We start from the raw sequence: 21,462 nt of genomic DNA on the forward strand, positions 1-21,462 counted from the left end.
ACCCGGGGCAGCACGCTACCCTCAGTTCGCCGGAACCGGGGAGCCGACCAGGGGAGTCGCCACGAACCGCCCATCGACGCGCCGACGGCGGCAGCTGAGCTCGCGCTGGCTGGCGTCGTCGCTGGTCGTCGCCTACGCGGGGGTCAGCGCGGCGGTGGGGGTGGTGCTGCTCAACGCCCCGAAGGACCCGGTCGTGGCGCTGCCGCAGGCCCCGTCGGTCACCTACGTCGACGCCCCCGGCCCCGAGCCCACCCCCGGCGAGACCACCCCCGCGGCGCCCTCGCCTTCGCGCGTGGCGATGCCGGTGCCCGCGGGCTACCAGCGGGTCTCCGGGCCGAACGGCCTGGTCACGGCCATCCCGCAGGGCTGGGTGGTCACCCGCTCGTCGGGCCCGGCGGCGATGCAGGCCACCGACCCCACCGACCCGGCCCGCTACGTCCGCTACGGCGGCGCGCCCGCCCCCGCGGCGGGGCTGCTGGAGTCGCACCTGGACTACGAGCGCACCTTCGCCGCCGCGCACCCCGGGTTCGTGCGGTTGAGCCTGGGCACCACGACCTACCACGGCACGCAGGCCGTGGACTGGGAGTTCGAGCACGACCTGGCAGGCGGCGGGCGCAGGCACGCGCACTCGATGTACTGGCGCTCGGGCGGCGTCGAGTTCTTCATCTACGCCGCGGCCCCGGCGGCCCGCTGGGCGGAGACCGAGCCGGTCTACGACACGCTGGTCGACCAGACCACGCCGTAGCCCCTGGTCGAGCCCTGGTCGGATTCCGGGCTCGCGGGCGAAGGGCATCGCCTCGTCCGCGGTGACCCGCCACTGCTGCCTCGCAGGGCCCAGCCGCACCTGGAGCGTTCACCCGCACGGGGTGGACACGACGAGCGCGGCAGCGGAGCGAGAGAGCCCGTCCCAGCACCGATCGGTGAACGTCTCGTCCGGTGGACCCACCTTGATTGTATGCGTGACCGCGCATATGTTGACCGTGGTCCAGGTCGACGAAGGGGAGAGCTGTGGGGCACGGGCATGGCCACGGGCACGGGCACGGCGTCCCGACCAGCGCCTCGGGGCGGCTGGTGGGCAGGCTGTGGGCCGCCTTCGGCATCGCGGCGGCGGTCATGGTCGTCGAGTTCGCCGTCGGTGTCGCGACGTCGTCGCTGGCGCTGATCTCCGACGCCGCGCACATGCTGACCGACGTCGTGGGTGTCGGGCTCGCGCTCGCCGCCATCATCGCCGCCGCCCGGTCCCGGGCGGGTGGCAGCCGCACGTTCGGCCTCTACCGCGCGGAGGTCCTCGCCGCCCTGGCCAACGCGGTGCTGCTCTTCGGCGTCGCCGGTTACGTGGTGTACGAGGCGATCACCCGCTTCTCCGCGCCGCCCGAGGTCCCCGGGCTGCCGGTCCTCTACGCGGCGCTGGCGGGCCTGGTGGCCAACGTCGTGTCGTTCCTGCTGCTGCGCGGCGGCGCCGAGGAGAGCATCAACGTCCGAGGTGCCTACCTGGAGGTCCTGGCCGACCTGGTCGGCTCGGTCGGCGTCCTGGTCAGCGCCCTGGTCACGCTGGCGTTCGGCTGGCGCTGGGCCGACCCCCTCATCGGCGTCGCGATCGGCCTGTGGGTCCTGCCCCGCACCTTCGCCCTCGCCCGCCGCTCCCTGCGCATCCTCTTCCAGCACGCCCCCGAGCGCGTGGACGTCGAGGAGCTGACCACCAGGCTGGCCGCCCTCCCCGGCGTCTCGGGCGTCCACGACCTGCACCTGTGGACCCTCACCTCCGGCATGGAGGTCGCCTCCGCCCACCTGACCATGGCCGAGGGCCACGAGCAGGCCGACGTCCTGGAGTCCGCCAGGGCCCTGTTCGCCGACAGGTACGGCATCGAGCACGCCACCCTCCAGGTCGAGTGCCCCAAGGCCGCCAAGAACTGCCACGAGCTGAGCTGGTGAGGGGGTGGGTGCGGGAGTCCCCCGCCCTCACTCGTCCAGCGGGTCGGAGCGGATCAGCACGGACTCGTGCTCGCCCCTGGCCACCATCTCCCGCACGGCCTCGAAGAGCGGCTCCACCCCCGGCCTGGTCGTGAGCACCAGGTCCGGGCAGGTGAAGTAGAGCCCCGACAGGCTCTCCCCGGTCCTCTCCCACCAGGCCAGCAGACGACCCAGCTCGGCGTAGGTCAGGAAGGTGATGGTCCACGTCGACCCGTCCGGGACGGTCACCCAGGCGTCGGCGTTCTCCACCTCGCCGGGCGAGCTGTCCCCGAGCTGCACGTGCAGGGTCACCCCGTCCCGGCTGATCTCGTGGGAGCTCACTTCCCGTACTCGTTCAGCAAGTGCTTGATCACGCCCGGCTCCTCGTCCTTGCCTGACTTGGCCAGGATCCCCACCTCGCCATCCACCTCCCGGGAGAAGACCCGCGTGCGCATGCAGGTGAGGGGGCCTGCCACTCGGGCGGGCCCCTCCACTCAGACGGCGTACACGGCCACCTGGAACTCGGCACCGATCCGGGCCAGCGCGGCCAGCTGCTCAGTCGACAGCACGAAGCCCGGGTTGACCTCGTCGTCGTCGGACAGCTGGAGCACCACCGTGACGAGCACCCCGAACCCGGCGGCACGCAGGTCGAGCAACCCCGGTTCAGCCTGGGCGAGGCGGTCGAACGCCTGCTTGAGCAGCGCGTCGACGTCGGTGCCGCCGTCGCCACCGACGACCAGGTCGAAGGCGACCTTCGAGTCCTGGTCGACCCACGTCGGCCCGGGGGTCAGGACCTGCCTGCCGAACCCGGCGGCCGCCATCCGTTCGGCCTGCTCCGGGGTGTCCGCCACGCCGGTGGCGACGACCTCCACCCGGCGGGGTGCGGTCACCTCGCGACTCATCCAGGGCCCCCATCCTCGTGCGTGCAGGTCGGGATGATCTCAGCGCTGGGCAGCACCCTCACCAGCTCAGTCACCGGAGAACAGCAGCGTGGCGTGCACCTTGCCCATCGCCACCCGGGCCAACCCGATCAGCTCCCGCAACGCCTCGACCTGCTCGGCATCGCACAGCTCGCCCAGCTGCTCGAACTCCTCGACCAGCACCCCCAGCTGCACGCGGTTGAACACCGTGTCGTCGTAGGGGTCGATGTGCCCCGCCATCACGAACCGATCGCGGTGCCGGGCAGCGGTCGCCAGCGCCCCGGGGATGGCCCCCGCCGACGAACTGGCCAGGACATCACCCCCGTAGGTCTTCGCGAAGACCATCATCCACTTCACCCCCCTCAGCAGTCCCCAGCGTCCTGGCGAACTCGCGGACATCACCCACCGAGGTCACCCACTCCGAGATCGCCAGCCCGTCCTCGCTCACGGTGCGCCGGGGCCTGACCGACAACCAGGGCCGGTGTTCGTCGAACGGCACCTCCAGCACGTCCAGGAAGATCAGCGCCTCCTGCACGTGCACCTTCTCGCCGCGCCGGTAGAGCGGCCAGCACGAGATGAAGTTGCTCATGGCGGGCTCGGTGATCGAGGTGACCAGGCACGAGTCGACCACCTCGGCCGCCAGCAGCTCGCGCAGCGCCAACGCCCAGCTGTTGCGGTAGTCCTGCGGCTGCCAGTGGGCCGTGGACATCCGGAAGTGCTCGGTGACGTCGCCGATGGTGATCCGGCCGAGCACCTGCAACGGCGGGCACTGGGCGCCACCGATGATCTCCGCTGCGAACCCGCGGGGGCTTGGGCTGGTGGGGGGTGTGTTCATGGGCTTCGGTGCGGTCCGTCGTGAGCAGGCTGGTGGCGGGACGTGTACAGCTCGACTTCCTCCAGCACGTGCCCCGCTTCCTCCGCCAGCTCAAGGTTGGCGTCGTGGCGCAGCGCGCGGACGTCCTCGACGAGGGATTCGTCCGTCACCCCGCCGCGCAACCTGGCCACGTGCCCCACGCAGGTGACCGCGAGCAACCGCACGTCGTAGCCGAAGTCGCCGTGCATGCACTCCTTGATCACCCGCTCCACCCACGGGCCGTCGGGGTCGTGCAGGACCAGCCGGAGCAGGCCCTTGGTGGCGAGGTCGCTGTCACCGCTGTGGATCCACCCCGTCATCTCCGCGCGCCACGACTGGTCGATGTCACGATCCACCAGCGCCCCCCTCTTGTTGATCTTGTGCCCGTGTGGCCCCCGACCCGTGTCGGGGTCCGCGTGAGGACTTGATCGCCGACCCGGACGTCCGAATTCGCCAGGGTGGCGAGTGGTGGAACGACGCACCGCCCGACCACCATTGTGGCCGGGCGGTGCGTTGTTCACGAATCAGTTTCTGCGGCGCGTCCAGCGGGTCAGTTGTCCGGCAGCGGCTGCGCGCCCCGGGCGCGGAGCATGTCGGTGAGCAGCTCGATCTCCTTGCCCTGCGCCGTCTTGATCTTCTCAGCGAGGTTGCGCACGTAGGCGAGCTGGGCGTGGTCGGCGCCGTAGGCCGCCATGTCCTGCCCGCCGTCGTGGTGGCGCAGCATGAGCTGCAGGAAGTAGACGTCGAACTCCCGGCCGGTCAGCGACCGCAGCTTGGTCAGCTCTTCGGTGGAGGCCATGCCCGGCATCCGGTCGACCCCGTCCGGCGACATCGCCATGCCGCCGTGGTCGTGCCCGCCCGCGGCCATCCACCGCATGTGCTTCTGCCCCGGCGGCGGCAGGGTCGGCTGGTTCCAGCTGGTCAGCCACCCCGACATCTGCCCGCTCTGGTCGAGCTGGCCGGTCTCGATGTCGAACGCGAGCCCCTTGACCTCCGGGTCGGTGGTCCGGTCCCTGGCGATGCCCGCCATCGTGATCGCCTGCAGGTGGTGGGTGCGCATGTCCTGCGAGAAGCCCACGTCCACCGACCCCTCGCCGGGGGGCGCGTCGCTACCCACCGCGGTCAACGTCACCAACATGCCGATCGCGGCGCCCACCAGCAGCACCGCCAGCGCCGCGGCGGAGTACACCAGCACCCGCCGCCGCGGCGCGCCCGCCGCCCGGTCGTCGAGGTCGCGCTCGTCGGGGTCCACCGGCTCGGTGCTCACTGGCTCGGTGCTCACTGGCTCGGCGCCGCCCCGGTGGTGGTCATCGGGGTGCCGGTGAGGCCCGCGTCGCCGGGGGTGCCCGCGGTGCCGGTGCTGTCCATCGGCACCGCGTCGGCGCCCGGCTTCTCGGCCACGAACGGCGGCGGGTTGGCCACGTTGAAGGTGCTGCCGGTGGCGTCGCAGCTGCCGCCGGGCTCCGGGGTCAGGTAGGTGTTGGTGCGCAGCGAGCGGATGAACTGGTCGACGCGCTCGTCGGTGGCGCTGTCCAGCTTGAGCTGGTGGCCCCAGGACTGGAGCGAGATCGGCTTGTCCAGGCCGGGGTAGGGCGACATCATCATGTACGACTGGTTCTCGACCTTGGACCGCAGCAGGTCGAGGTCGGCGCCCTTGACCTGGTCGGGGTTGTAGGCGATCCACACCGCGCCGTGCTCCAGGCCGTGCACCATGTTCTCGGTGCGCACCGGGTTCGGGTACACCGTGCCCTGGCAGTCGGCCCAGGTCGCGTCGTGCGGGCCGCCGAAGGCCGGGCTCTGGTCGTAGGCGACGCGCTGGGTGGCCTGCACGTGCGAGCCGGGCGCGTAGGACACCTTCACCACGCCGGGGATGTTCTCCGACGGGTCCTGGTTGTCCTCGCTGACGGTGAACTCCTTCGCGGCGTTCACCTTGGTGATGGCGTAGCCGAACACCGCGCCCGCCACGACGAGCACGGCCACCACGGCCAGGATGGTCCCCCACGGCTTGCCCTTGCGGACCACCACGGAGGAGCGGGCGGCCTTGACCGCGCTGCTGCCCTTCTTGCCCTTGTTGCTCGTGCCGCTGGCCATTGCCGTCCTCGGGAACAGTGTCGACGCCGGGGGAGTTGTGCGTCGGCCAGTCTAAGGAGCCCGTGTCTGGTGGACGTCAACCACCCGGACGCAGCAGGTCAGCGGCGTGCGGGCCAGGTCTCCGGAACCGCTCCCGGGCCCGAGTGCGGCAACGGCGGCGTGCCTAGTTCGACGAGGGCTTGTCGTCCGGCTTCGCGTCGGGCCCCGGCGGCGACGGGTCGAACGGCGGCGCGGCGTTCTCGTCGAACCGCTCGTCCCCGATGTTGCCGCAGCTGGCCCCCGGCTCCGGCGTCAGGTACGGGTTGCCCCTGGTGGCGGTGATGAAGTGGTCGATGCGCGGGTCGTCCACGGCGTCCACCTGGAGCTGCCTGCCCCACGACTGCACCGACACCCGCGCGGCCATCCCCGGGAACGGCGACAGCATCGTGTACGGCTGGCCCTCCACCCTCGCGGTGAGCGCGGCGAGGTCATCGCCCGCCACCTTGTCCGGGGCGTAGGCGATCCACACCGCACCGTGCTCCAGCGAGTGCACCATGTTCTCGGTGCGCACGGCCCGCGGGTAGACGACCCCGTCGCAGGCCGCCCAGAAGCTGTCGTGGCTGCCGCCCAGCGGCGGCAGGTGCTTGTAGGCGACCCGCTGCTCCCGCGCGACGTGCTGGATGTCCGGGTAGTCGATCGAGAGCACGCCCGGGATGCGCGTCGTCGGGTCGTGGTCGGCGTCGGTCGGGGTGAAGCTCTCCTCCGCGCCGCACCCGGCCGCGACCAGGCAGGCGGCGAGCACGGCGGCGGCGGGTCGGGTGCGCATGGTGACCGAGCCTATGCGGGGCGCGCGGGGGGCACCGGGTGGCTCGAATCGGATTCGGCCCCCGGCGCCCGGCTCCCTAGACTCGTGCCGTGACCCGGGCAGAGCTGGCCGACCTGGTGCGCCGAGCCGCGCTGGGCGTCCTCGGCGACCCCGCGCACCCGCCCGCACCGCTGCTCGACGACGTGCCGCTGCGCGCGCCCCTGGAAGCCGGGGTCGACTACTCCACCAGCCTCGCCCTGTGCCTGGCCGGGCCCGCGGGCGTCCCCGCCCCCCGGTTGGCCGCCCGCCTCGCGCAGGCCGTGACCGGCCCGGACGTCACCGCGGCGGTCGCCGGGCCCGGGTTCGTCAACCTCACCCTCTCCGACCGCGCCCGCTCCCGGGTGGTCGACGCGGCCTTCGACCTGCCCCCGCTGCCCGCGGTCGACTCCGGTGACACCCGCCCCGAGCTGGTCGCGGCCGCCCTGGCCCGGCTCGGCACCGACGCCGACGGGGTGGTCGTCGGCCCCGCCACCAGCACCGGCGGCGTCGAGCGCGACTCGCTGCGGTTCGCCCTGCTGGCCACCCCCGCCGCCGACCCGGTCGTGGTCGACCCGGCCGTGTGGGGCCCCCGGCTGCCCGCCAACCCGGCCTTCGCCGCCCGGCACGCGCACGCCCGCGCCGCCGGCGCCCTGCGCGCCGCGCGCGACCTGCGCCTCACCGCCGCCACCCCGGGTTCCGCCGCGGTGCCCCCGCCCGACACACTGGGACTGGTCCGCGCGCTGGCGGACCACCGCCCCGCCCTGGGGCTGGCCGCCCGGCTGCGCGAACCGCACCGGGTCGCCCGCGCCGCGGTGGAGCTGGCCGGTGCCACGTGCGCCCTCGTCGACGGCGGCCTGATCCTGCCGCGCGGGGACGCCGACCCGGACCCGACCGCCCCGGTGCGGCTGCTGCTGTGCGCGGCCGCGCGGCACGCCCTGGCCCACGCGCTCGGCGTGCTCGGCGTCGACGCGCCGGACCGGCTGTAGCGGCGGGCGGCACAGCACCCCGAGGACCCGGCACGACCCGGCACGACCCGAAGAGGACCAGGAAGCGCGATGAGGGCACACCCGGCGGGACCGCGGCACGCGGAGATCCTCCCGCCCGGCAACACCGCCAGCGAGCGGCCGACCGCGGCCGAGGCGCTCGACGAGCTGCACCCCGCGGTGTGGCCGCGCGGCGCCGCCCGCGGCGACGACGGCGCGGTGCGGCTGGCGGGGGTGGACGTGCGGGACCTGGCCGAGGAGTTCGGCACCCCGCTGTTCGTCGTCGACGAGGACGACTTCCGCTCGCGCTGCCGCGACCACGCCACCGCCTTCGGCGCCGCGCACCGGGTGCACTACGCGGCCAAGGCGTTCCTGTCGGTGGAGATCGCCCGCTGGGTCGCCGACGAGGGCCTGAGCCTGGACGTGTGCAGCGGCGGGGAGCTGGCCGTGGCGCTGCGCGCGGACTTCCCCCCGGAGCGCATCACCCTGCACGGCAACAACAAGTCCACCGCCGAGCTGGCCGAGGCGCTCGACGCGGGCGTCGGGCACATCGTGGTCGACTCCTTCTTCGAGATCGCCAGGCTGGACAAGCTCGCCCGCGACCGCGGCCTGCGCGCCCCCGTGCTCATCCGGGTCACCGTCGGCGTCGAGGCGCACACCCACGAGTTCATCGCCACCGCCCACGAGGACCAGAAGTTCGGCTTCTCGCTGGCGGGCGGCGCCGCCGCCGAGGCCGCCCGCCGCGTGCTCGCCTCCGGCGGGCTGGCCCTGGTCGGCCTGCACAGCCACATCGGCTCGCAGATCTTCGACGCCGACGGCTTCGAGGTCGCCGCGCACCGGGTCATCGGGCTGCTGGCGGAACTGCACGCCGAGCACGGCGCCGAGGCGCTGGCCGAGCTGACCACCGTCGACCTCGGCGGCGGCCTGGGCATCGCCTACACCGCCCAGGACGACCCGCCGCCGCCCGCCTGGCTGGCCGAGCAGCTGCGCACCGTGGTCGCCAAGGAGTCCGAGCAGGCGGGCCTGCCGGTGCCCGAGATCGCCGTCGAGCCCGGCCGGGCCATCGTCGGCCCCGGCACGGTCACCCTCTACGAGGTCGGCACCACCAAGGACGTCGCGCTCGGCGGGGGCGGTGGTCGCCGCTACGTCAGCGTCGACGGCGGGATGAGCGACAACATCCGCACCGCCCTCTACGACGCCCTCTACGACACCCGGCTGGTCTCCCGCTCCGCCGCCGAGGGCGAGCGCGACGGCGGCTCGGTGCTGTCCCGGGTGGTGGGCAAGCACTGCGAGTCCGGCGACGTGGTGGTGCGAGACTGCTGGTTGCCCGACAACCTCGCCCCCGGGGACCTGCTGGCGGTGGCCGCCACCGGCGCGTACTGCTACTCCATGGCCAGCAACTACAACCGGCTGCCCAGGCCCGCGGTGGTGGCGGTGCGCGACGGGCGGGCGCGGCTGCTGCTGCGCCGGGAGACCACCGACGACCTGCTGAGACTGGAGATGACGTGACCGCATCGGGGACGGGCGCGACGGCGGCACCGGTGGCCGGGACCCCGGTCCGGGTGGCCCTGCTGGGCTGCGGGACCGTGGGCACCGAGGTGGTGCGCCTGCTCACCGGGCAGGCCGCCGACCTCGCCGCCCGGGTCGGCGCGCCGGTGGAGCTGGTCGGGGTCGCGGTCCGCCGCGCCGACCGGCACCGCGACGTGCCCGCGGGGCTGCTCACCACCGACGCGCTCGGCCTGGTCTCCCGCGACGACGTCGACGTGGTCGTCGAGGTCGTCGGCGGCATCGAGCCCACCCGGCAGTGGCTGCTCGCCGCGCTGCGGGCGGGCAAGTCCGTGGTCACCGCCAACAAGGCGCTGCTGGCCGAGGCGCAGGGCGAGCTGTTCGCCGCCGCCGACGCCTCCGGCGCCGACCTGTACTTCGAGGCGGCGGTGGCGGGCGCGATCCCGCTGCTGCGGCCGCTGCGCGAGTCGCTGGCCGGGGACCGGATCACCCGGGTCATGGGCATCGTCAACGGCACCACCAACTTCATCCTCTCGGCGATGGAGGAGACCGGCGCCGGCTACCAGGAGGCGCTGTCGGAGGCCGCGCGCCTGGGCTACGCCGAGGCCGACCCCACCGCCGACGTCGACGGCTACGACGCCGCCGCCAAGGCCGCCATCCTGGCCTCGCTGGCCTTCCACACCCGGGTCACCATGGGCGACGTGCACCGCGAGGGCATCTCCGCGGTCACCCCCGCCGACGTGCTCGCCGCCCGCGCCCTGGACCGCACGATCAAGCTGCTGGCCATCTGCGAGCGGGTCGTCGGCGAGGACGGCACCGAGTCCGTCTCGGCCAGGGTGCACCCGGCGATGATCCCGCGCAGCCACCCCCTCGCGGGCGTCGGCGGCGCCTTCAACGCGGTCTTCGTCGAGGCGGAGGCCGCCGGTCAGCTCATGTTCTACGGGCAGGGGGCAGGCGGCGCACCCACCGCCAGCGCCGTGCTCGGCGACCTCGTTGCGGTGGCCCGCAACCGGGTCGCGGGCGGGCGCGGACCGCGCGAGTCGGCCTACGCCGACCTGGCGGCCCGCCCGATCGCGCAGGCCTCGACCAGGTACCACATCAGCCTGGACGTGGCCGACCGCGCGGGCGTGCTGGCGGCGGTCGCGGCCGTGTTCGCCCAGCACGACGTGAGCATCGCGGCGGTGCGGCAGGAGGGGCGGACCCAGGACGCGAGCCTGGTCGTCGTCACCCACCGCGCACCCGACGCCGCGCTGCGCTCCACTGTGGACAAGATCGCGGGGCTGCCGTTCGTGAACGCGGTGGTCAGCGTGATGCGGGTCGAAGGCGAGGACCAATGACCACCCCCACCACCCCGGCACGCGCCGCCAGCGCGGGCGGGCCCGGCATCATCGCCGCCTACCGCGACCGGGTCCCGGTGCCCGAGGGCGCCGAGGTCATCACCCTGGGCGAGGGCGGCACCCCCCTGCTGCCCGCGCCGCACCTGTCCGACCGGGTCGGCGCCGAGGTGTTCCTCAAGGTCGAGGGCAGCAACCCCACCGGCTCGTTCAAGGACCGCGGCATGACCGTGGCCATCACCCACGCCAAGGCCGCGGGCATGGCGGCGGTGATCTGCGCGTCCACCGGCAACACCTCCGCCTCCGCCTCGGCCTACGCCGCGCGCGCCGGGATGACCTCGGCGGTGCTCATCCCGCGCGGCAAGATCGCCCAGGGCAAGCTGGCCCAGGCCGTCGCCTACGGCGCCAAGGTCCTGCAGATCGAGGGCAACTTCGACGACTGCCTGGAGCTGGCGCAGAAGACCGCGGCCGAGTACCCCATCGGCCTGGTGAACTCGGTGAACCCGGTGCGGCTCATCGGCCAGAAGACCGCCGCGTGGGAGATCTGCGACGCCCTCGGCCGCGCCCCCGACGTGCACTGCCTGCCGGTGGGCAACGCGGGCAACATCACCGCCTACTGGCGCGGCTACTCCGAGTACCTGCACGACGGCCTCGTCGCCGCCGCGCCGCGGATGTTCGGGTTCCAGGCCGCGGGCGCCGCGCCGCTGGTGCTCGGCGCGCCGGTCGCCAACCCGGAGACCGTCGCCACCGCCATCCGCGTCGGCAGCCCGGCCTCCTGGAAGGGCGCCGTCACCGCCCGCGACGAGTCCGGCGGCCTGTTCGACAAGCTCACCGACGAGGAGATCCTGTCGGCCTACCGGCTGCTGTCCTCCCGCGAGGGCGTGTTCGTCGAGCCGTCGTCGGCCACCAGCGTCGCGGGCCTGCTCAAGGTCGCGGGCGACGGCAGGCTGCCCGCGGGCTCGACGGTGGTGTGCACCGTCACCGGCCACGGCCTCAAGGACCCCGACACCGCCCTGCTCGGCCTGGCCGAGGTCGAGCCGGTGCCGGTGGACGCCTCGGCGGTGGCCGCGGCGCTGGAGCTGGCGTGAGCGGCGTCCGGGTCCGGGTCCCCGCCTCCTCGGCGAACCTGGGCCCGGGCTTCGACGCCCTCGCCCTCGCCCTCGCCCTGCACGACGAGGTGGAGGTCACCCGCACCGCGGGCGGCCTCACCGTGCACGTGGAGGGCGAGGGCGCGGGCGCCGTCCCGCTCGACGGCACCCACCTGGTCGTGCGCGCCCTCGGCGCCGCCTGCGACCTGCTCGGCCTCGACCCCGGCGGCCTCGCCCTGCGCTGCACCAACCGCATCCCGCACTCGCGCGGCCTCGGCTCCTCCGCCGCCGCCATCGTCGCGGGCGTCGCCGCCGCCCACGGCCTCGCGGGCCTCCCCCCGGGCCCCGACGCCCTGCACCTGGCCGCGGAGTTCGAGGGCCACGCCGACAACGTCGCCGCCAGCCTCCTCGGCGGCCTCGTCGTCGCCTGGGCCGACACCGACCAGGACAAGCCCCGCTACCGCGCCGCCCCCCTCACCCCCCACCCCGCCCTGCGCCCCGTCGTCGCCATCCCCGACACCCAGTCGGCCACCTCCACCACCCGCGGCCTGCTGCCCGCCCACGTGCCCCACGCCGACGCCGCCCACGCCGCGGGCCGCGCCGCCCTCGCCGTCCACGCCCTCACCACCGCCCCCGACCTCCTCCTCCCCGCCACAGCGGACCTGCTCCACCAGGACTACCGCGAGCCTGCCTACCCCCAGACACTCGCCCTGGTCCGGGCCCTCCGCGCGGCGGGCACCCCCGCCACGGTCTCCGGAGCTGGGCCCACCGTCCTGGCCTTCACCCTCACCGGCACCCTGCCCCCAGAAGTCGACACCACCGGCTTCCGCATCGAGCAACTCCCCATCGACACCGAAGGCGTCCGCATCACGCCCTTCGACTGACGCTCTCCGCGCTCGTTCGACGGGTCCTGCTCATCTGCCGGGTGCGCTTGCTCCGGTGCGGCGAGCTGCTGATGCTCGGCTGCCTGGCCTGATGGGCTGTGCCCCCTGGCCGGGTACCAGCGCGTGTTCTGCTGCTGCGCCTTCCGTGCCGCTGCACGTTTGGGCTGTGGCTGCTCGATGCGATGCGTGATGTGTGGGCCCTGCTGCGTCGACCCGGTTGTGCTGACTGCCGGCGCCTGGCTGCTTGTGTTGCTCGGCGTGGCTGTCGGTGCCCGGTCGGCTACCCGTTTCCTCACCTAGTGGCGACTGGCTTCATGCGTTGGGGCACCCCTCATTCCGCCGCTCACCTCGGCCGGGCGTACGCACCTCTCGGTGTGCCCGCGCTGGCCCGATGCCTCTGCCTGCATCCGGCCAGTCATCCCCGTTCAACTCGTCGCCTTCTGCCACCAGTTGCTCTCGCTGGATGTCATGCCTGTCCGTGCCCAACTCGCTGTCATTGCTCGTTCAGCTGAACCGCAGCACGTTTCCCGCCGCCACGTCTTTACCCATCCAGATCGCTATCCAGCTCGACACCGTTGTCCACATCTGCCACCTCGCCCGTATCCACAACCCCGCGCGCGCCGTCACCAACGGCGTGCAGACCGCTCCCCAGCCATCACTGGCAACCGCACCTCCGACATCCCCCGCCACGCGCCGCCTTCCACATGGAACGCACCCCACCCCAGTTGTCCACAGCCCGGAGCCACCCCTTCCACCCCCGCGTTGACCAGCAGTAACGTTGAAAACAGGGGTCCCCTTGCCCGGGGTACCCGAGCCGCCGCATGCGCATCGCTCCCCGCATCGCCGCGCACCCGCCACGACGCCGATCCGCGTCAATTCCCCAGACCTCCACCAGAACTTCACTCACCAGAACCAACCCCCGTCGCGCGATCAGCCGCCCCATTCACCCAACGGAGCCAACTCGGAACCCGTTGTCCACACCCGTTGGGCTGTGGACAACCCGCACGCCCCAACCATCCACAGCCCAACTTCACATCTTCCGGCCCCGCCCGGCCCGCCGATAGCGTGAGAAACAGGGGTCCCCCTGGCCGGGGGACCCGTGCGCCAGCTCGCGACGAGTACGCACCCCACCCATCGCCGCCCCGCGCGTCAACGCGCACCGCCACGGCTTCGCCGCGTGAAGTAGCCGCGCCCGTGCCTGCGCACGCCCCTCGACGCCACCCTCGCCGCGCTCATCCACATGCCGTCGACTTATCCACAGGGGCGGCGCAACCCCTTCTAGAACGTCGCTGAGCAGCGGTAACGTTGAAAACAGGGGTCCCCTCGCCCGGGGGACGCCAGCGGGAGCGTGGGCTGGGTCGGGGGGTTAGGGGCGAGGGCAGCGAGGGAGGCGGGCGGTGCCGGGGAGGAGGGGTGGAGGTCGGGCGCCGGGAGCGGTCCCTCGTGACCGAGATCACCAGGTGGGCGGGTGCGACGCGCTGTGACCCGGTTGTTGCACCTCGGGTGAGGGGCGTCTACCCTCGGGGGCGTTCAGTCACCGCGCGCACGGGCGCCCGGTATCGTGCCCGGGGGGTCTTCCCCGGGTCGCATCATCTGCCGGAGCGCCGGCCCAGTCCTTCTCCAGAGGTCGGGGTCGGGACTCGCGGGTTCCCGACGACTGTGGTGACCAGATGCTCCCAGTTGGCAGCCGGGTCGTACGACTCGCGCGGCGCCTCGCCGATGTCGCGGCCGGGGTGGTCAACCGGAGGAGGCAGGCACCGTCCCGCACACCGCCGGACGGTGGTCCGCTGGTCCACGTTGGAGGCGGGGACCGGTCAGGAAGGACTTGTGTGAGCAATACCGATCTGTTGAGCAGCGACGCGGCTGAGGCGACCGCGGACAAGTCGAGCGCCGCGCCGAAGCGCCGGGCGGGCCTGTCCGGGATGGTGCTCGCCGACCTCCGGGAGCTGGCCGGGCAGCTGGGCATCGCCAGCACCACCGGGATGCGCAAGGGAGACCTCATCGCTGCGATCAAGGAGCGGCAGGGCGGGGCGTCCGCCGCCCCCCAGCAGCTGCCGCTCAACGGCGAGGAGTCCCCGGCCAAGCCCAAGCGCGAGCCGCGCCGGTCCACCCGGGCCGCCGCCCCCGCGAAGGTGGCCGAGGCCGTCGCCGACGCCGCCGCGGTGGGCCGCGTCGCCGAGCCCGTCCAGGAGGCGCCCGCGGCCAGGGTCGAGGCGCCCGCGCAGGACGAGCGCCCCGACACCGACGACGCCCCGCGCCGCGAGACCCGGCGCCGCCGGGCGACCCGGCCCGCGGGGGGTGCCGACGGCGAGCAGCCCGAGCAGCGCGCCGCCCGCACCGACGAGCGCCAGGACCGCCCGCAGCGCGAGGCGCGCCGCGAGCGTGGCGAGCGCCCCGACCGCGGCGACCGGCAGGACCGCCAGGACCGGGGCGACCGCTCCGACCGCGGCGAGCGCCAGGACCGGGGTGACCGGCAGGACCGCGGGGACCGCCAGGACCGGGGCGACCGGGGTGACCGCGGCCGTCCGCAGCAGCAGGACAACCGCTCCACCGGCCCGGACGACGATGACGACGACGAGCGCGGTGGCCGCCGCGGTCGCCGCTTCCGCGACCGGCGCCGCCGCGGTGGCCGCGTCGAGGGCGGCGGCGGGGCGCCGGACACCGAGGTGCGCGACGACGACGTGCTGCTGCCCGTCGCGGGCGTGCTCGACGTGCTGGAGAACTACGCCTTCGTGCGCACCTCCGGCTACCTCGCGGGCCCGAACGACGTCTACGTGTCGCTGTCGCTGGTGCGCAAGTACGGCCTGCGCCGCGGTGACGCCATCACCGGCCAGGTCAAGCAGCCGCGCGAGGGCGAGCAGCAGCGGCAGAAGTTCAACCCGCTGGTCCGGGTGGAGACGATCAACGGCCTGGAGCCGGACGCGGCCAAGAACCGCCCCGAGTTCACCAAGCTGACCCCGCTCTACCCGAACGAACGGCTGCGCCTGGAGACCGAGCCGCACATCCTCACCACCCGCGTCATCGACCTGGTGATGCCGGTCGGCAAGGGCCAGCGCGCGCTCATCGTGTCCCCGCCCAAGGCGGGCAAGACCTCGGTGCTCCAGTCGATCGCCAACGCGGTCACGACGAACAACCCCGAGGTCTACCTCATGGTGGTGCTCATCGACGAGCGCCCCGAGGAGGTCACCGACATGCAGCGCTCGGTGAAGGGCGAGGTCATCGCCTCGACCTTCGACCGGCCGCCGTCGGACCACACCACGGTCGCCGAGCTGTCCATCGAGCGCGCCAAGCGCCTGGTGGAGATGGGGCACGACGTGGTCGTGCTGCTGGACTCGATCACCCGGCTGGGCCGCGCCTACAACCTGGCCGCCCCCGCCTCGGGCCGCATCCTCTCCGGTGGTGTCGACTCGACCGCGCTGTTCCCGCCGAAGCGCTTCCTGGGCTCGGCGCGCAACATCGAGGGCGGCGGCTCGCTGACCATCTTCGCCACCGCGCTGGTGGAGACCGGGTCGGCCGGTGACACGGTGATCTTCGAGGAGTTCAAGGGCACCGGCAACGCCGAGCTCAAGCTCGACCGCAAGATCGCCGACAAGCGCACCTTCCCCGCGGTGGACGTCGACCAGTCCTCCACCCGCAAGGAGGAGCTGCTGCTCTCCCCCGACGAGCTGGCCGTCACGGTCAAGCTCCGCCGGGTCCTGCACGCCCTGGACGGCCAGGCCGCCATCGAGCTCCTGCTCGACCGGCTGCGCAAGTCCCGCACCAACATCGAGTTCCTGATGCAGGTGGCCAAGACCACCCCGTCGCAGAACGACGACTAGGCGCACCCCCGCTGCGGCCCCCCACCGATCCCGGTGGGGGGCCGCAGTGCTTCCTGCTCCCCCAGCTGTCCACAGCCCTGCGAGCTGTCCACAGCCCGAGCGCGCGTCTTCCAGCTCGCGCTGAGCGTCGGTAGCGTTGAAAACAGGGGTCCCCTTGCCCGGGGTACCCGGGCGGCAGCGCGCCCGGAGATGGGGCGGGGATCGGTGCGGGACGGGGAGTGGCTGCGGGGTTGGGGCGGGTTCCGGGTCGGGTGGTGCGGGGCCGGACGGTGCGGTGCCTGGCTGGGCGCGGGGCTGGAGTGGGTGCACGGCCGGAACGGGTGTGGCTGCGGGGTGGCCGAAGCGGAGTGGGCAGGTGCGGGTCAGGCGTTGACGCCGCGGGGGGTTCTGCTGGGGGTGGGGCGGGATTGGGTCGGGATGACCACTGTGGACTCGGTGTCGGCCGGGCGGGGGGTGGGCCTGCGCAGCCTGCGGGCGACCCCCACCACGACGGCGAGCAGGGCGGGGGCGCCGAGGGCGAGGCCGACGGGTTGGGGGACCGCGACGGCGTCGGAGGCGAGGCCCGCGGTGAGCAGGAGCAGGGGGTAGGTCGCGGGGAGGACCAGGCGCTGCCTGCGGCCGCGCCAGTTGACCGAGGGGGCGAGGGCGGCGGCGATGGCCGCGGCGCCACCGCCGAGCCAGCTGGAGAGGGTGACGGGCCAGGTGGCGTCGAGCAGGAGGCCACCGGCGGCGGTGAGGGCGAGGACGGCGGCGGCGAACAGCAGCGGCAGGACCAGCCACGCCGCCACCGAGAGGGGTCTGCCCACGCCGCACAGCACCGGACCAGTGTCGATCACCCGCAGCGGGTGGTGGGGCGCCGTCTGCGAGCGGGCGCAGGGGGCGGTGGGACGCCGTTATGGTTCGGTGAGCGGTCGGAATACTGCATCGACCAGGCGTGTTGAACGAGCTGTCTGCCGGATCTGGCAGACTGTCAGGTCGAGCCAGGCACCGGTTCACCCCAGCACGACCCGGGGACCCGGCGGCCACTCCAGAGAGGCGACCACCGTGCGCACTGCGATCCACCCCGACTACGCCGCGACCACCGTCACCTGCGGCTGCGGGAACACCTTCACCACGGGCAGCACCCGCAACCCCGGGTTCACCGTCGACGTCTGCTCCGCCTGCCACCCGTTCTACACGGGCAAGCAGAAGGTCCTGGACACCGGTGGCCGCATCGCCCGCTTCGAGGCGCGCTACGGCAAGCGCGCCGCCCGCTAGCCCCGTGCACGGCGCCCGACCCCACCCGGGGCGGGCGCCGTCGCCGTGTTCCGACCCCGACGAGCAGAAGGACCGCAGGTGGACTCCCCCGCACTCACCGAGCTGGTGGCCGAGTACGGCGAGCTGGAGCAGGACCTCGCCGACCCCGCCGTGCACGCCGACCAGGCCAGGGCGCGCAAGCTCGGGCGGCGCTACGCCGAGCTGACCCCCGTGGTCAAGGTGCTGCGCGAGCTGGAGTCGACCCGCGCGGACCTGGGCGCGGCCGAGGAGCTGGCGCCGGAGGACCCCGCCTTCGCCGAGGAGGCCGCCGCGCTGCGCGAGCGGATCCCCGCGCTGGAGTCCAAGCTCACCGAGCTGCTGCTGCCCCGCGACCCGCACGACGGCGACGACGTGGTGCTGGAGGTCAAGTCCGGCGAGGGCGGCGAGGAGTCCGCGCTGTTCGCGGGCGACCTGCTGCGGATGTACCTGCGCTACGCCGAGCGGCACGGCTGGAGCACCGAGGTGCTCGACGGCACCGAGTCCGACCTGGGCGGCTACAAGGACGTCACCGTCGTGATCAAGAGCCGCGGCAGCGACCCCGACGGGGTGTGGGCGCGGCTGAAGTTCGAGGGCGGGGTGCACCGGGTGCAGCGGGTGCCCGCCACCGAGTCGCAGGGCCGCATCCACACCTCCGCCGCGGGCGTGCTGGTGTACCCGGAGGCCGAGGACGCCGCGGACTTCGAGGAGATCCCGGACAAGGACCTGCGCATCGACGTCTACCGGTCCTCGGGCAAGGGCGGGCAGAGCGTCAACACCACCGACTCCGCCGTGCGCATCACCCACCTGCCCACCGGCATCGTGGTGTCCTGCCAGAACGAGCGCTCCCAGTTGCAGAACAAGGCGCGGGCCATGCAGGTGCTGCGCTCCCGGCTGGCCGCCGCGGCCGAGGAGGAGGCCGCCAAGCAGGCCTCCGACGCCCGGCGCAGCCAGGTCCGCACGGTCGACCGCTCCGAGCGCGTGCGCACCTACAACTTCCCGGAGAACCGCATCTCCGACCACCGCGTCGGCTACAAGGCGCACAACCTGGAGTCCGTGCTCGACGGTGACCTCGACGGCGTGCTCGACGCCCTGGCCTCGGCCGACCGGGCCGAGCGGCTCGCGGCGCACAGCAGCGGGTGAGAGGCTGACCCGGTGACCAGGCAACCCCTGCGGCTGGCCGTCGCCGAGGCCGAGCGCGCCCTCGCGGCGGCCGGTGTGGACACCCCCAGGGTGGACGCCGAGCTGCTGGCCGCCCACGTCCTCGGCGTGCCCCGCGGTAAGCTGCTGATGGTGCCGCTGGTGGACCACGAGGTGGTGGCCGCGCTGGGCGCGCTGGTGGCCCGCCGGGCCGCCAGGGAGCCGTTGCAGCACCTGACCGGGACCGCCCCGCTGGGCGACCTGGACCTGGCCGTCGGCCCTGGTGTGTTCGTCCCCCGCCCGGAGACCGAGCTGCTCCTGCGGTGGGGACTGGAAGCGCTGGGGGGTGTCAGCGCACCAGTGGTGGTCGACCTGTGCACGGGCACGGGTGCTCTGGCCCTCGGCGTGGCGCACGCCCGGCCGGACGCGACCGTCCACGCGGTGGAGAAGGACCCGGCGGCGCTGGCCTGGGCCCGCCGCAACGTCGACGCGCTCGCGGCGGCGGGCGGCGCCCCGGTCCGCCTGCACGCGGCGGACGTGACGGCCCCCGACCCCCTGCCCGACCTCGACGGGCGGGTGGACCTGGTCCTGAGCAACCCGCCGTACGTGCCCGAGGGCACGCCGGTCTCCCCGGAGGTCGCCGCGGACCCCCACCACGCCGTCTTCGCGGGCGCGGACGGCCTGGCGGTGATCAGGTCCCTGGTGGACCTGACGGCCTGCCTGCTCCGCCCGGGGGGCGCGGTGGCCGTCGAGCACGACGACACCCACGGCGAGTCCGTCCCGGCCCTGTTCGCCGCCCGCACCCTGTTCGCGGACGTCGCGCTGCACCGGGACCTGGCGGGCAGGCCGCGCTTCACCACCGCCCGCCGCACCTGAGGCCGCCCGTCCGCGGGTGGGCAGGGGTGGTGGGCGCGCTTAGGGTGAGCGGGTGACCCGACAGCCGCGGCTCGACGACCTGCTGATCACCGTGGCGGGCACGTCCGTCCTGATCACCACCGCCGACCGCCGGGTCGGAGGGGGTGCCACCGGGGTGCTGCACGGCGACCGGCGGGTGCTCTCGCGCATCGACGTCGAGTGCCCTGGGCAGGTCGAAACCCGTCGATCCCTCACCCCCACTTCCCTGGTCGAGGACATCACCGTGACCGGCGGCGCGGGCTCGCGCCTCCGGGTCGTGCTCGCCTCCGACCTCGCCGGGGTCGAGGACATCAAGTCCGGTGCGGAACCGGTGTCCGTCGACCCCTCTCCCCCGCTCCAGTGGGCGGCGGGCGGGATCGGCTGCGTGGTCACCGCCCCCGGTGCCCGCGTCGAGGGTTCCAGCCTCGTCTGGGACATCGGTGAACAGCACTTCACCGCGCGGTGGTCAGCGACCTTCCACGACGCTAGCGGTCTGCACCACTCGGCGGGGAAAGTTGTCCACAGCCCCACGACCAGCCACCCCAGGCTGTCCACGGTGGTCACCCGCGGCGTCGACGACCTCAACGCGCTGGCGCTCTCCGACGGCGAGAACGCCTTCGCCGCGGCGGGCGCCCCCTGGTACCTGACGCTGTTCGGCCGCGACAGCATCTGGGCCGCCCGGCTCGCCCTGCCGGTGTCGCTCGACCTGGCCGCGGGCACGCTGCGCGCGCTCGCCAGGCTGCAGGGCCGCGAGCACGACCCCGCGACCGCCGAGGAGCCCGGCAAGATCCCGCACGAGCTGCGGCGCGGCCCCTTCGAGCTCGACGGCATGCGCCTGCCCGCGCTCTACTACGGCACCGTCGACGCCACCCCGCTGTGGGCCTGCCTGCTGCACGACGCCTGGCGAGCCGGGCTCCCCGACGACCAGGTGCGCGAGCTGCTGCCCGCGCTCAAGGCGGCGCTGGCCTGGACCGCGGGCCACGACACGTTCCTGCGCTACGTCGACCGGACGGGCACCGGCCTGGCCAACCAGGGCTGGAAGGACTCCCCCGACGCCGTCCGCTTCCCCGACGGCACCCGCGCCGCGGCGCCGATCGCGCTGTGCGAGGTCCAGTCGTACGCGCACGAGGCGCTGACCAGGGGCGCCGACCTGCTCGACGCCTTCGGCGAGCCGGACCCGTCGCTGCGCGAGCGCGCCGCCCGGCTGCGCGCGGACTTCCGGGCGGCGTTCTGGGTGGACGGCTTCCCCGCGCTGGCCGTCGACGGCACCGGGCGCCCGGTCGGGCAGGTGACGAGCAACGCGGGCCACCTGGTGGGCACGGGCCTGCTCACCCGGGAGGAGGAGGCGCTCGTGGTCGCCCGCCTGCGCCGACCGGACCTGCTCGGGCCGTTCGGCCTGCGCACCCTGTCGACCGGCTCGGCCGTCCACGACCCGCTGAGCTACCACTGCGGGTCCACCTGGCCGCACGACACGGCGATCACCGCCCGCGCGCTGGCGGCGGACTTCCCCGAGGAGGCCGCCGACATCGCCCTGCGGCTGCTGGCCGCGGCGGACCGGGACGGGGAGCTGCCGGAGCTGCTCGGCGGCCAGGTCACCCGCACGCCCTACCCGTCCTCCTGCCACCCGCAGGCCTGGTCGGCGGCGGCGGGGGTCAGCGTCCTGTGGCGGCTGCTCGGCCTGGAGGTCGACGTGCCCGCGCGCGTGCTGCGGGTGCGGCCACCCCGCCCGCTGCCCCTCGGCCCGTTCGAGGCAGCGGGGATCCGGCTGGCGGGCGGCGAGCTGTCCGTCCGCGTCGGGGACTCGGTCGAGGTCGACGCGCCCGCGGGGTTCGAGGTGCGGACCTGATCCTTCACGGGCCCCGGACGCGAAACGCCGCCCTGGTCACCGGGGTGGTGGTGGCCAGGG

At 74.0% G+C, this 21,462-nt stretch carries 21 protein-coding genes; 12 read left to right on the forward strand and 9 right to left on the reverse strand.

Annotated elements, in window-relative coordinates:
* Positions 1-163 precede the first annotated feature (163 nt).
* Positions 164-745 (forward strand): hypothetical protein, encoded by a 582-nt coding sequence (locus tag BJP25_RS21985; protein WP_143219251.1) that lies wholly within the window; start codon positions 164-166, stop codon positions 743-745.
* A gap of 263 nt (positions 746-1,008) precedes the next feature.
* The gene (locus tag BJP25_RS21990) at positions 1,009-1,932 is read left to right on the forward strand and encodes a cation diffusion facilitator family transporter (protein ID WP_075976902.1); all 924 of its coding nucleotides are present in this window, start codon (positions 1,009-1,011) and stop codon (positions 1,930-1,932) included.
* Positions 1,933-1,959: 27 nt separating this feature from the next.
* On the opposite strand, the gene BJP25_RS21995 is transcribed toward BJP25_RS21990, so the two are convergent.
* The 8 genes from BJP25_RS21995 to BJP25_RS22030 all read right to left on the reverse strand — a co-directional run bounded on the left by BJP25_RS21995 (position 1,960) and on the right by BJP25_RS22030 (position 6,619).
* The gene (locus BJP25_RS21995) at positions 1,960-2,292 is read right to left on the reverse strand and encodes a hypothetical protein (protein WP_075976903.1); all 333 of its coding nucleotides are present in this window, start codon (positions 2,290-2,292) and stop codon (positions 1,960-1,962) included.
* Between the two features lie 152 nt (positions 2,293-2,444).
* A complete protein-coding gene (locus BJP25_RS22000; RefSeq protein WP_143219252.1) occupies positions 2,445-2,852 on the reverse strand; it encodes a DUF4279 domain-containing protein in 408 nt (135 codons plus the stop codon).
* Positions 2,853-2,918: 66 nt separating this feature from the next.
* Positions 2,919-3,218 carry a hypothetical protein gene (locus BJP25_RS22005; RefSeq protein ID WP_143219253.1) on the reverse strand — a complete coding sequence of 100 codons (300 nt, stop codon included), beginning with the start codon at positions 3,216-3,218 and terminating at the stop codon, positions 2,919-2,921.
* Positions 3,187-3,705, reverse strand: a complete 519-nt coding sequence (locus BJP25_RS22010) for a hypothetical protein (RefSeq protein WP_198943580.1) — start codon at positions 3,703-3,705, stop codon at positions 3,187-3,189. Before BJP25_RS22010 ends, BJP25_RS22005 begins: the two co-directional genes overlap by 32 nt.
* A complete protein-coding gene (locus tag BJP25_RS22015; RefSeq protein WP_075976906.1) occupies positions 3,702-4,079 on the reverse strand; it encodes a hypothetical protein in 378 nt (125 codons plus the stop codon). The genes BJP25_RS22010 and BJP25_RS22015 overlap by 4 nt, the downstream gene beginning before the upstream one ends.
* 194 nt (positions 4,080-4,273) lie before the next feature.
* Positions 4,274-4,990: a DUF305 domain-containing protein gene (locus BJP25_RS22020; protein WP_233158204.1), complete on the reverse strand. Its 717-nt coding sequence runs from the start codon at positions 4,988-4,990 to the stop codon at positions 4,274-4,276.
* A gap of 11 nt (positions 4,991-5,001) precedes the next feature.
* Positions 5,002-5,814: a DUF3105 domain-containing protein gene (locus tag BJP25_RS22025; protein ID WP_075976907.1), complete on the reverse strand. Its 813-nt coding sequence runs from the start codon at positions 5,812-5,814 to the stop codon at positions 5,002-5,004.
* A 163-nt stretch (positions 5,815-5,977) separates the two neighbouring features.
* On the reverse strand, positions 5,978-6,619 hold the full coding sequence (locus BJP25_RS22030) for a DUF3105 domain-containing protein (RefSeq protein ID WP_075976908.1): 642 nt from the start codon (positions 6,617-6,619) through the stop codon (positions 5,978-5,980).
* A gap of 89 nt (positions 6,620-6,708) precedes the next feature.
* Between BJP25_RS22030 and BJP25_RS22035 the strand changes: the two genes are divergently transcribed.
* The 6 genes from BJP25_RS22035 (at position 6,709) to rho (ending at position 16,250) form a co-directional block, all read left to right on the forward strand.
* Positions 6,709-7,623, forward strand: a complete 915-nt coding sequence (locus tag BJP25_RS22035) for a DALR anticodon-binding domain-containing protein (protein WP_075976909.1) — start codon at positions 6,709-6,711, stop codon at positions 7,621-7,623.
* Between the two features lie 69 nt (positions 7,624-7,692).
* The gene (lysA, locus tag BJP25_RS22040) at positions 7,693-9,129 is read left to right on the forward strand and encodes a diaminopimelate decarboxylase (RefSeq protein ID WP_075976910.1); all 1,437 of its coding nucleotides are present in this window, start codon (positions 7,693-7,695) and stop codon (positions 9,127-9,129) included.
* Positions 9,126-10,463, forward strand: coding sequence for a homoserine dehydrogenase (locus tag BJP25_RS22045; RefSeq protein ID WP_408607185.1), 1,338 nt, complete (start codon positions 9,126-9,128; stop codon positions 10,461-10,463). The genes lysA and BJP25_RS22045 overlap by 4 nt, the downstream gene beginning before the upstream one ends.
* The gene (gene thrC, locus BJP25_RS22050) at positions 10,460-11,548 is read left to right on the forward strand and encodes a threonine synthase (protein ID WP_075976912.1); all 1,089 of its coding nucleotides are present in this window, start codon (positions 10,460-10,462) and stop codon (positions 11,546-11,548) included. Before BJP25_RS22045 ends, thrC begins: the two co-directional genes overlap by 4 nt.
* A complete protein-coding gene (gene thrB / locus BJP25_RS22055) occupies positions 11,545-12,432 on the forward strand; it encodes a homoserine kinase (RefSeq protein WP_075976913.1) in 888 nt (295 codons plus the stop codon). Before thrC ends, thrB begins: the two co-directional genes overlap by 4 nt.
* 1,829 nt (positions 12,433-14,261) lie before the next feature.
* Complete coding sequence (gene rho, locus BJP25_RS22060) at positions 14,262-16,250, forward strand: transcription termination factor Rho (protein ID WP_075976914.1); 1,989 nt, start codon at positions 14,262-14,264, stop codon at positions 16,248-16,250.
* Positions 16,251-16,612: 362 nt separating this feature from the next.
* On the opposite strand, the gene BJP25_RS22065 is transcribed toward rho, so the two are convergent.
* Entirely contained in the window at positions 16,613-17,056 is a 444-nt protein-coding gene (locus BJP25_RS22065; protein ID WP_143219254.1) for a hypothetical protein, read from the reverse strand.
* Positions 17,057-17,294: 238 nt separating this feature from the next.
* On the opposite strand from BJP25_RS22065, the gene rpmE reads away from it, so the two are divergent.
* The 4 genes from rpmE (at position 17,295) to BJP25_RS22085 (ending at position 21,402) form a co-directional block, all read left to right on the forward strand.
* A complete protein-coding gene (rpmE, locus tag BJP25_RS22070) occupies positions 17,295-17,507 on the forward strand; it encodes a 50S ribosomal protein L31 (RefSeq protein WP_075976916.1) in 213 nt (70 codons plus the stop codon).
* A gap of 78 nt (positions 17,508-17,585) precedes the next feature.
* Positions 17,586-18,665, forward strand: a complete 1,080-nt coding sequence (gene prfA / locus BJP25_RS22075; RefSeq protein WP_075976917.1) for a peptide chain release factor 1 — start codon at positions 17,586-17,588, stop codon at positions 18,663-18,665.
* Between the two features lie 12 nt (positions 18,666-18,677).
* Positions 18,678-19,538: a peptide chain release factor N(5)-glutamine methyltransferase gene (gene prmC / locus BJP25_RS22080; protein WP_075976918.1), complete on the forward strand. Its 861-nt coding sequence runs from the start codon at positions 18,678-18,680 to the stop codon at positions 19,536-19,538.
* 52 nt (positions 19,539-19,590) lie between these two features.
* Positions 19,591-21,402, forward strand: coding sequence for an amylo-alpha-1,6-glucosidase (locus BJP25_RS22085; RefSeq protein WP_075976919.1), 1,812 nt, complete (start codon positions 19,591-19,593; stop codon positions 21,400-21,402).
* The last annotated feature ends 60 nt before the right edge of the window (positions 21,403-21,462 follow it).

It is taken from the genome of Actinokineospora bangkokensis (assembly GCF_001940455.1).
Classification (GTDB): domain Bacteria; phylum Actinomycetota; class Actinomycetes; order Mycobacteriales; family Pseudonocardiaceae; genus Actinokineospora; species Actinokineospora bangkokensis.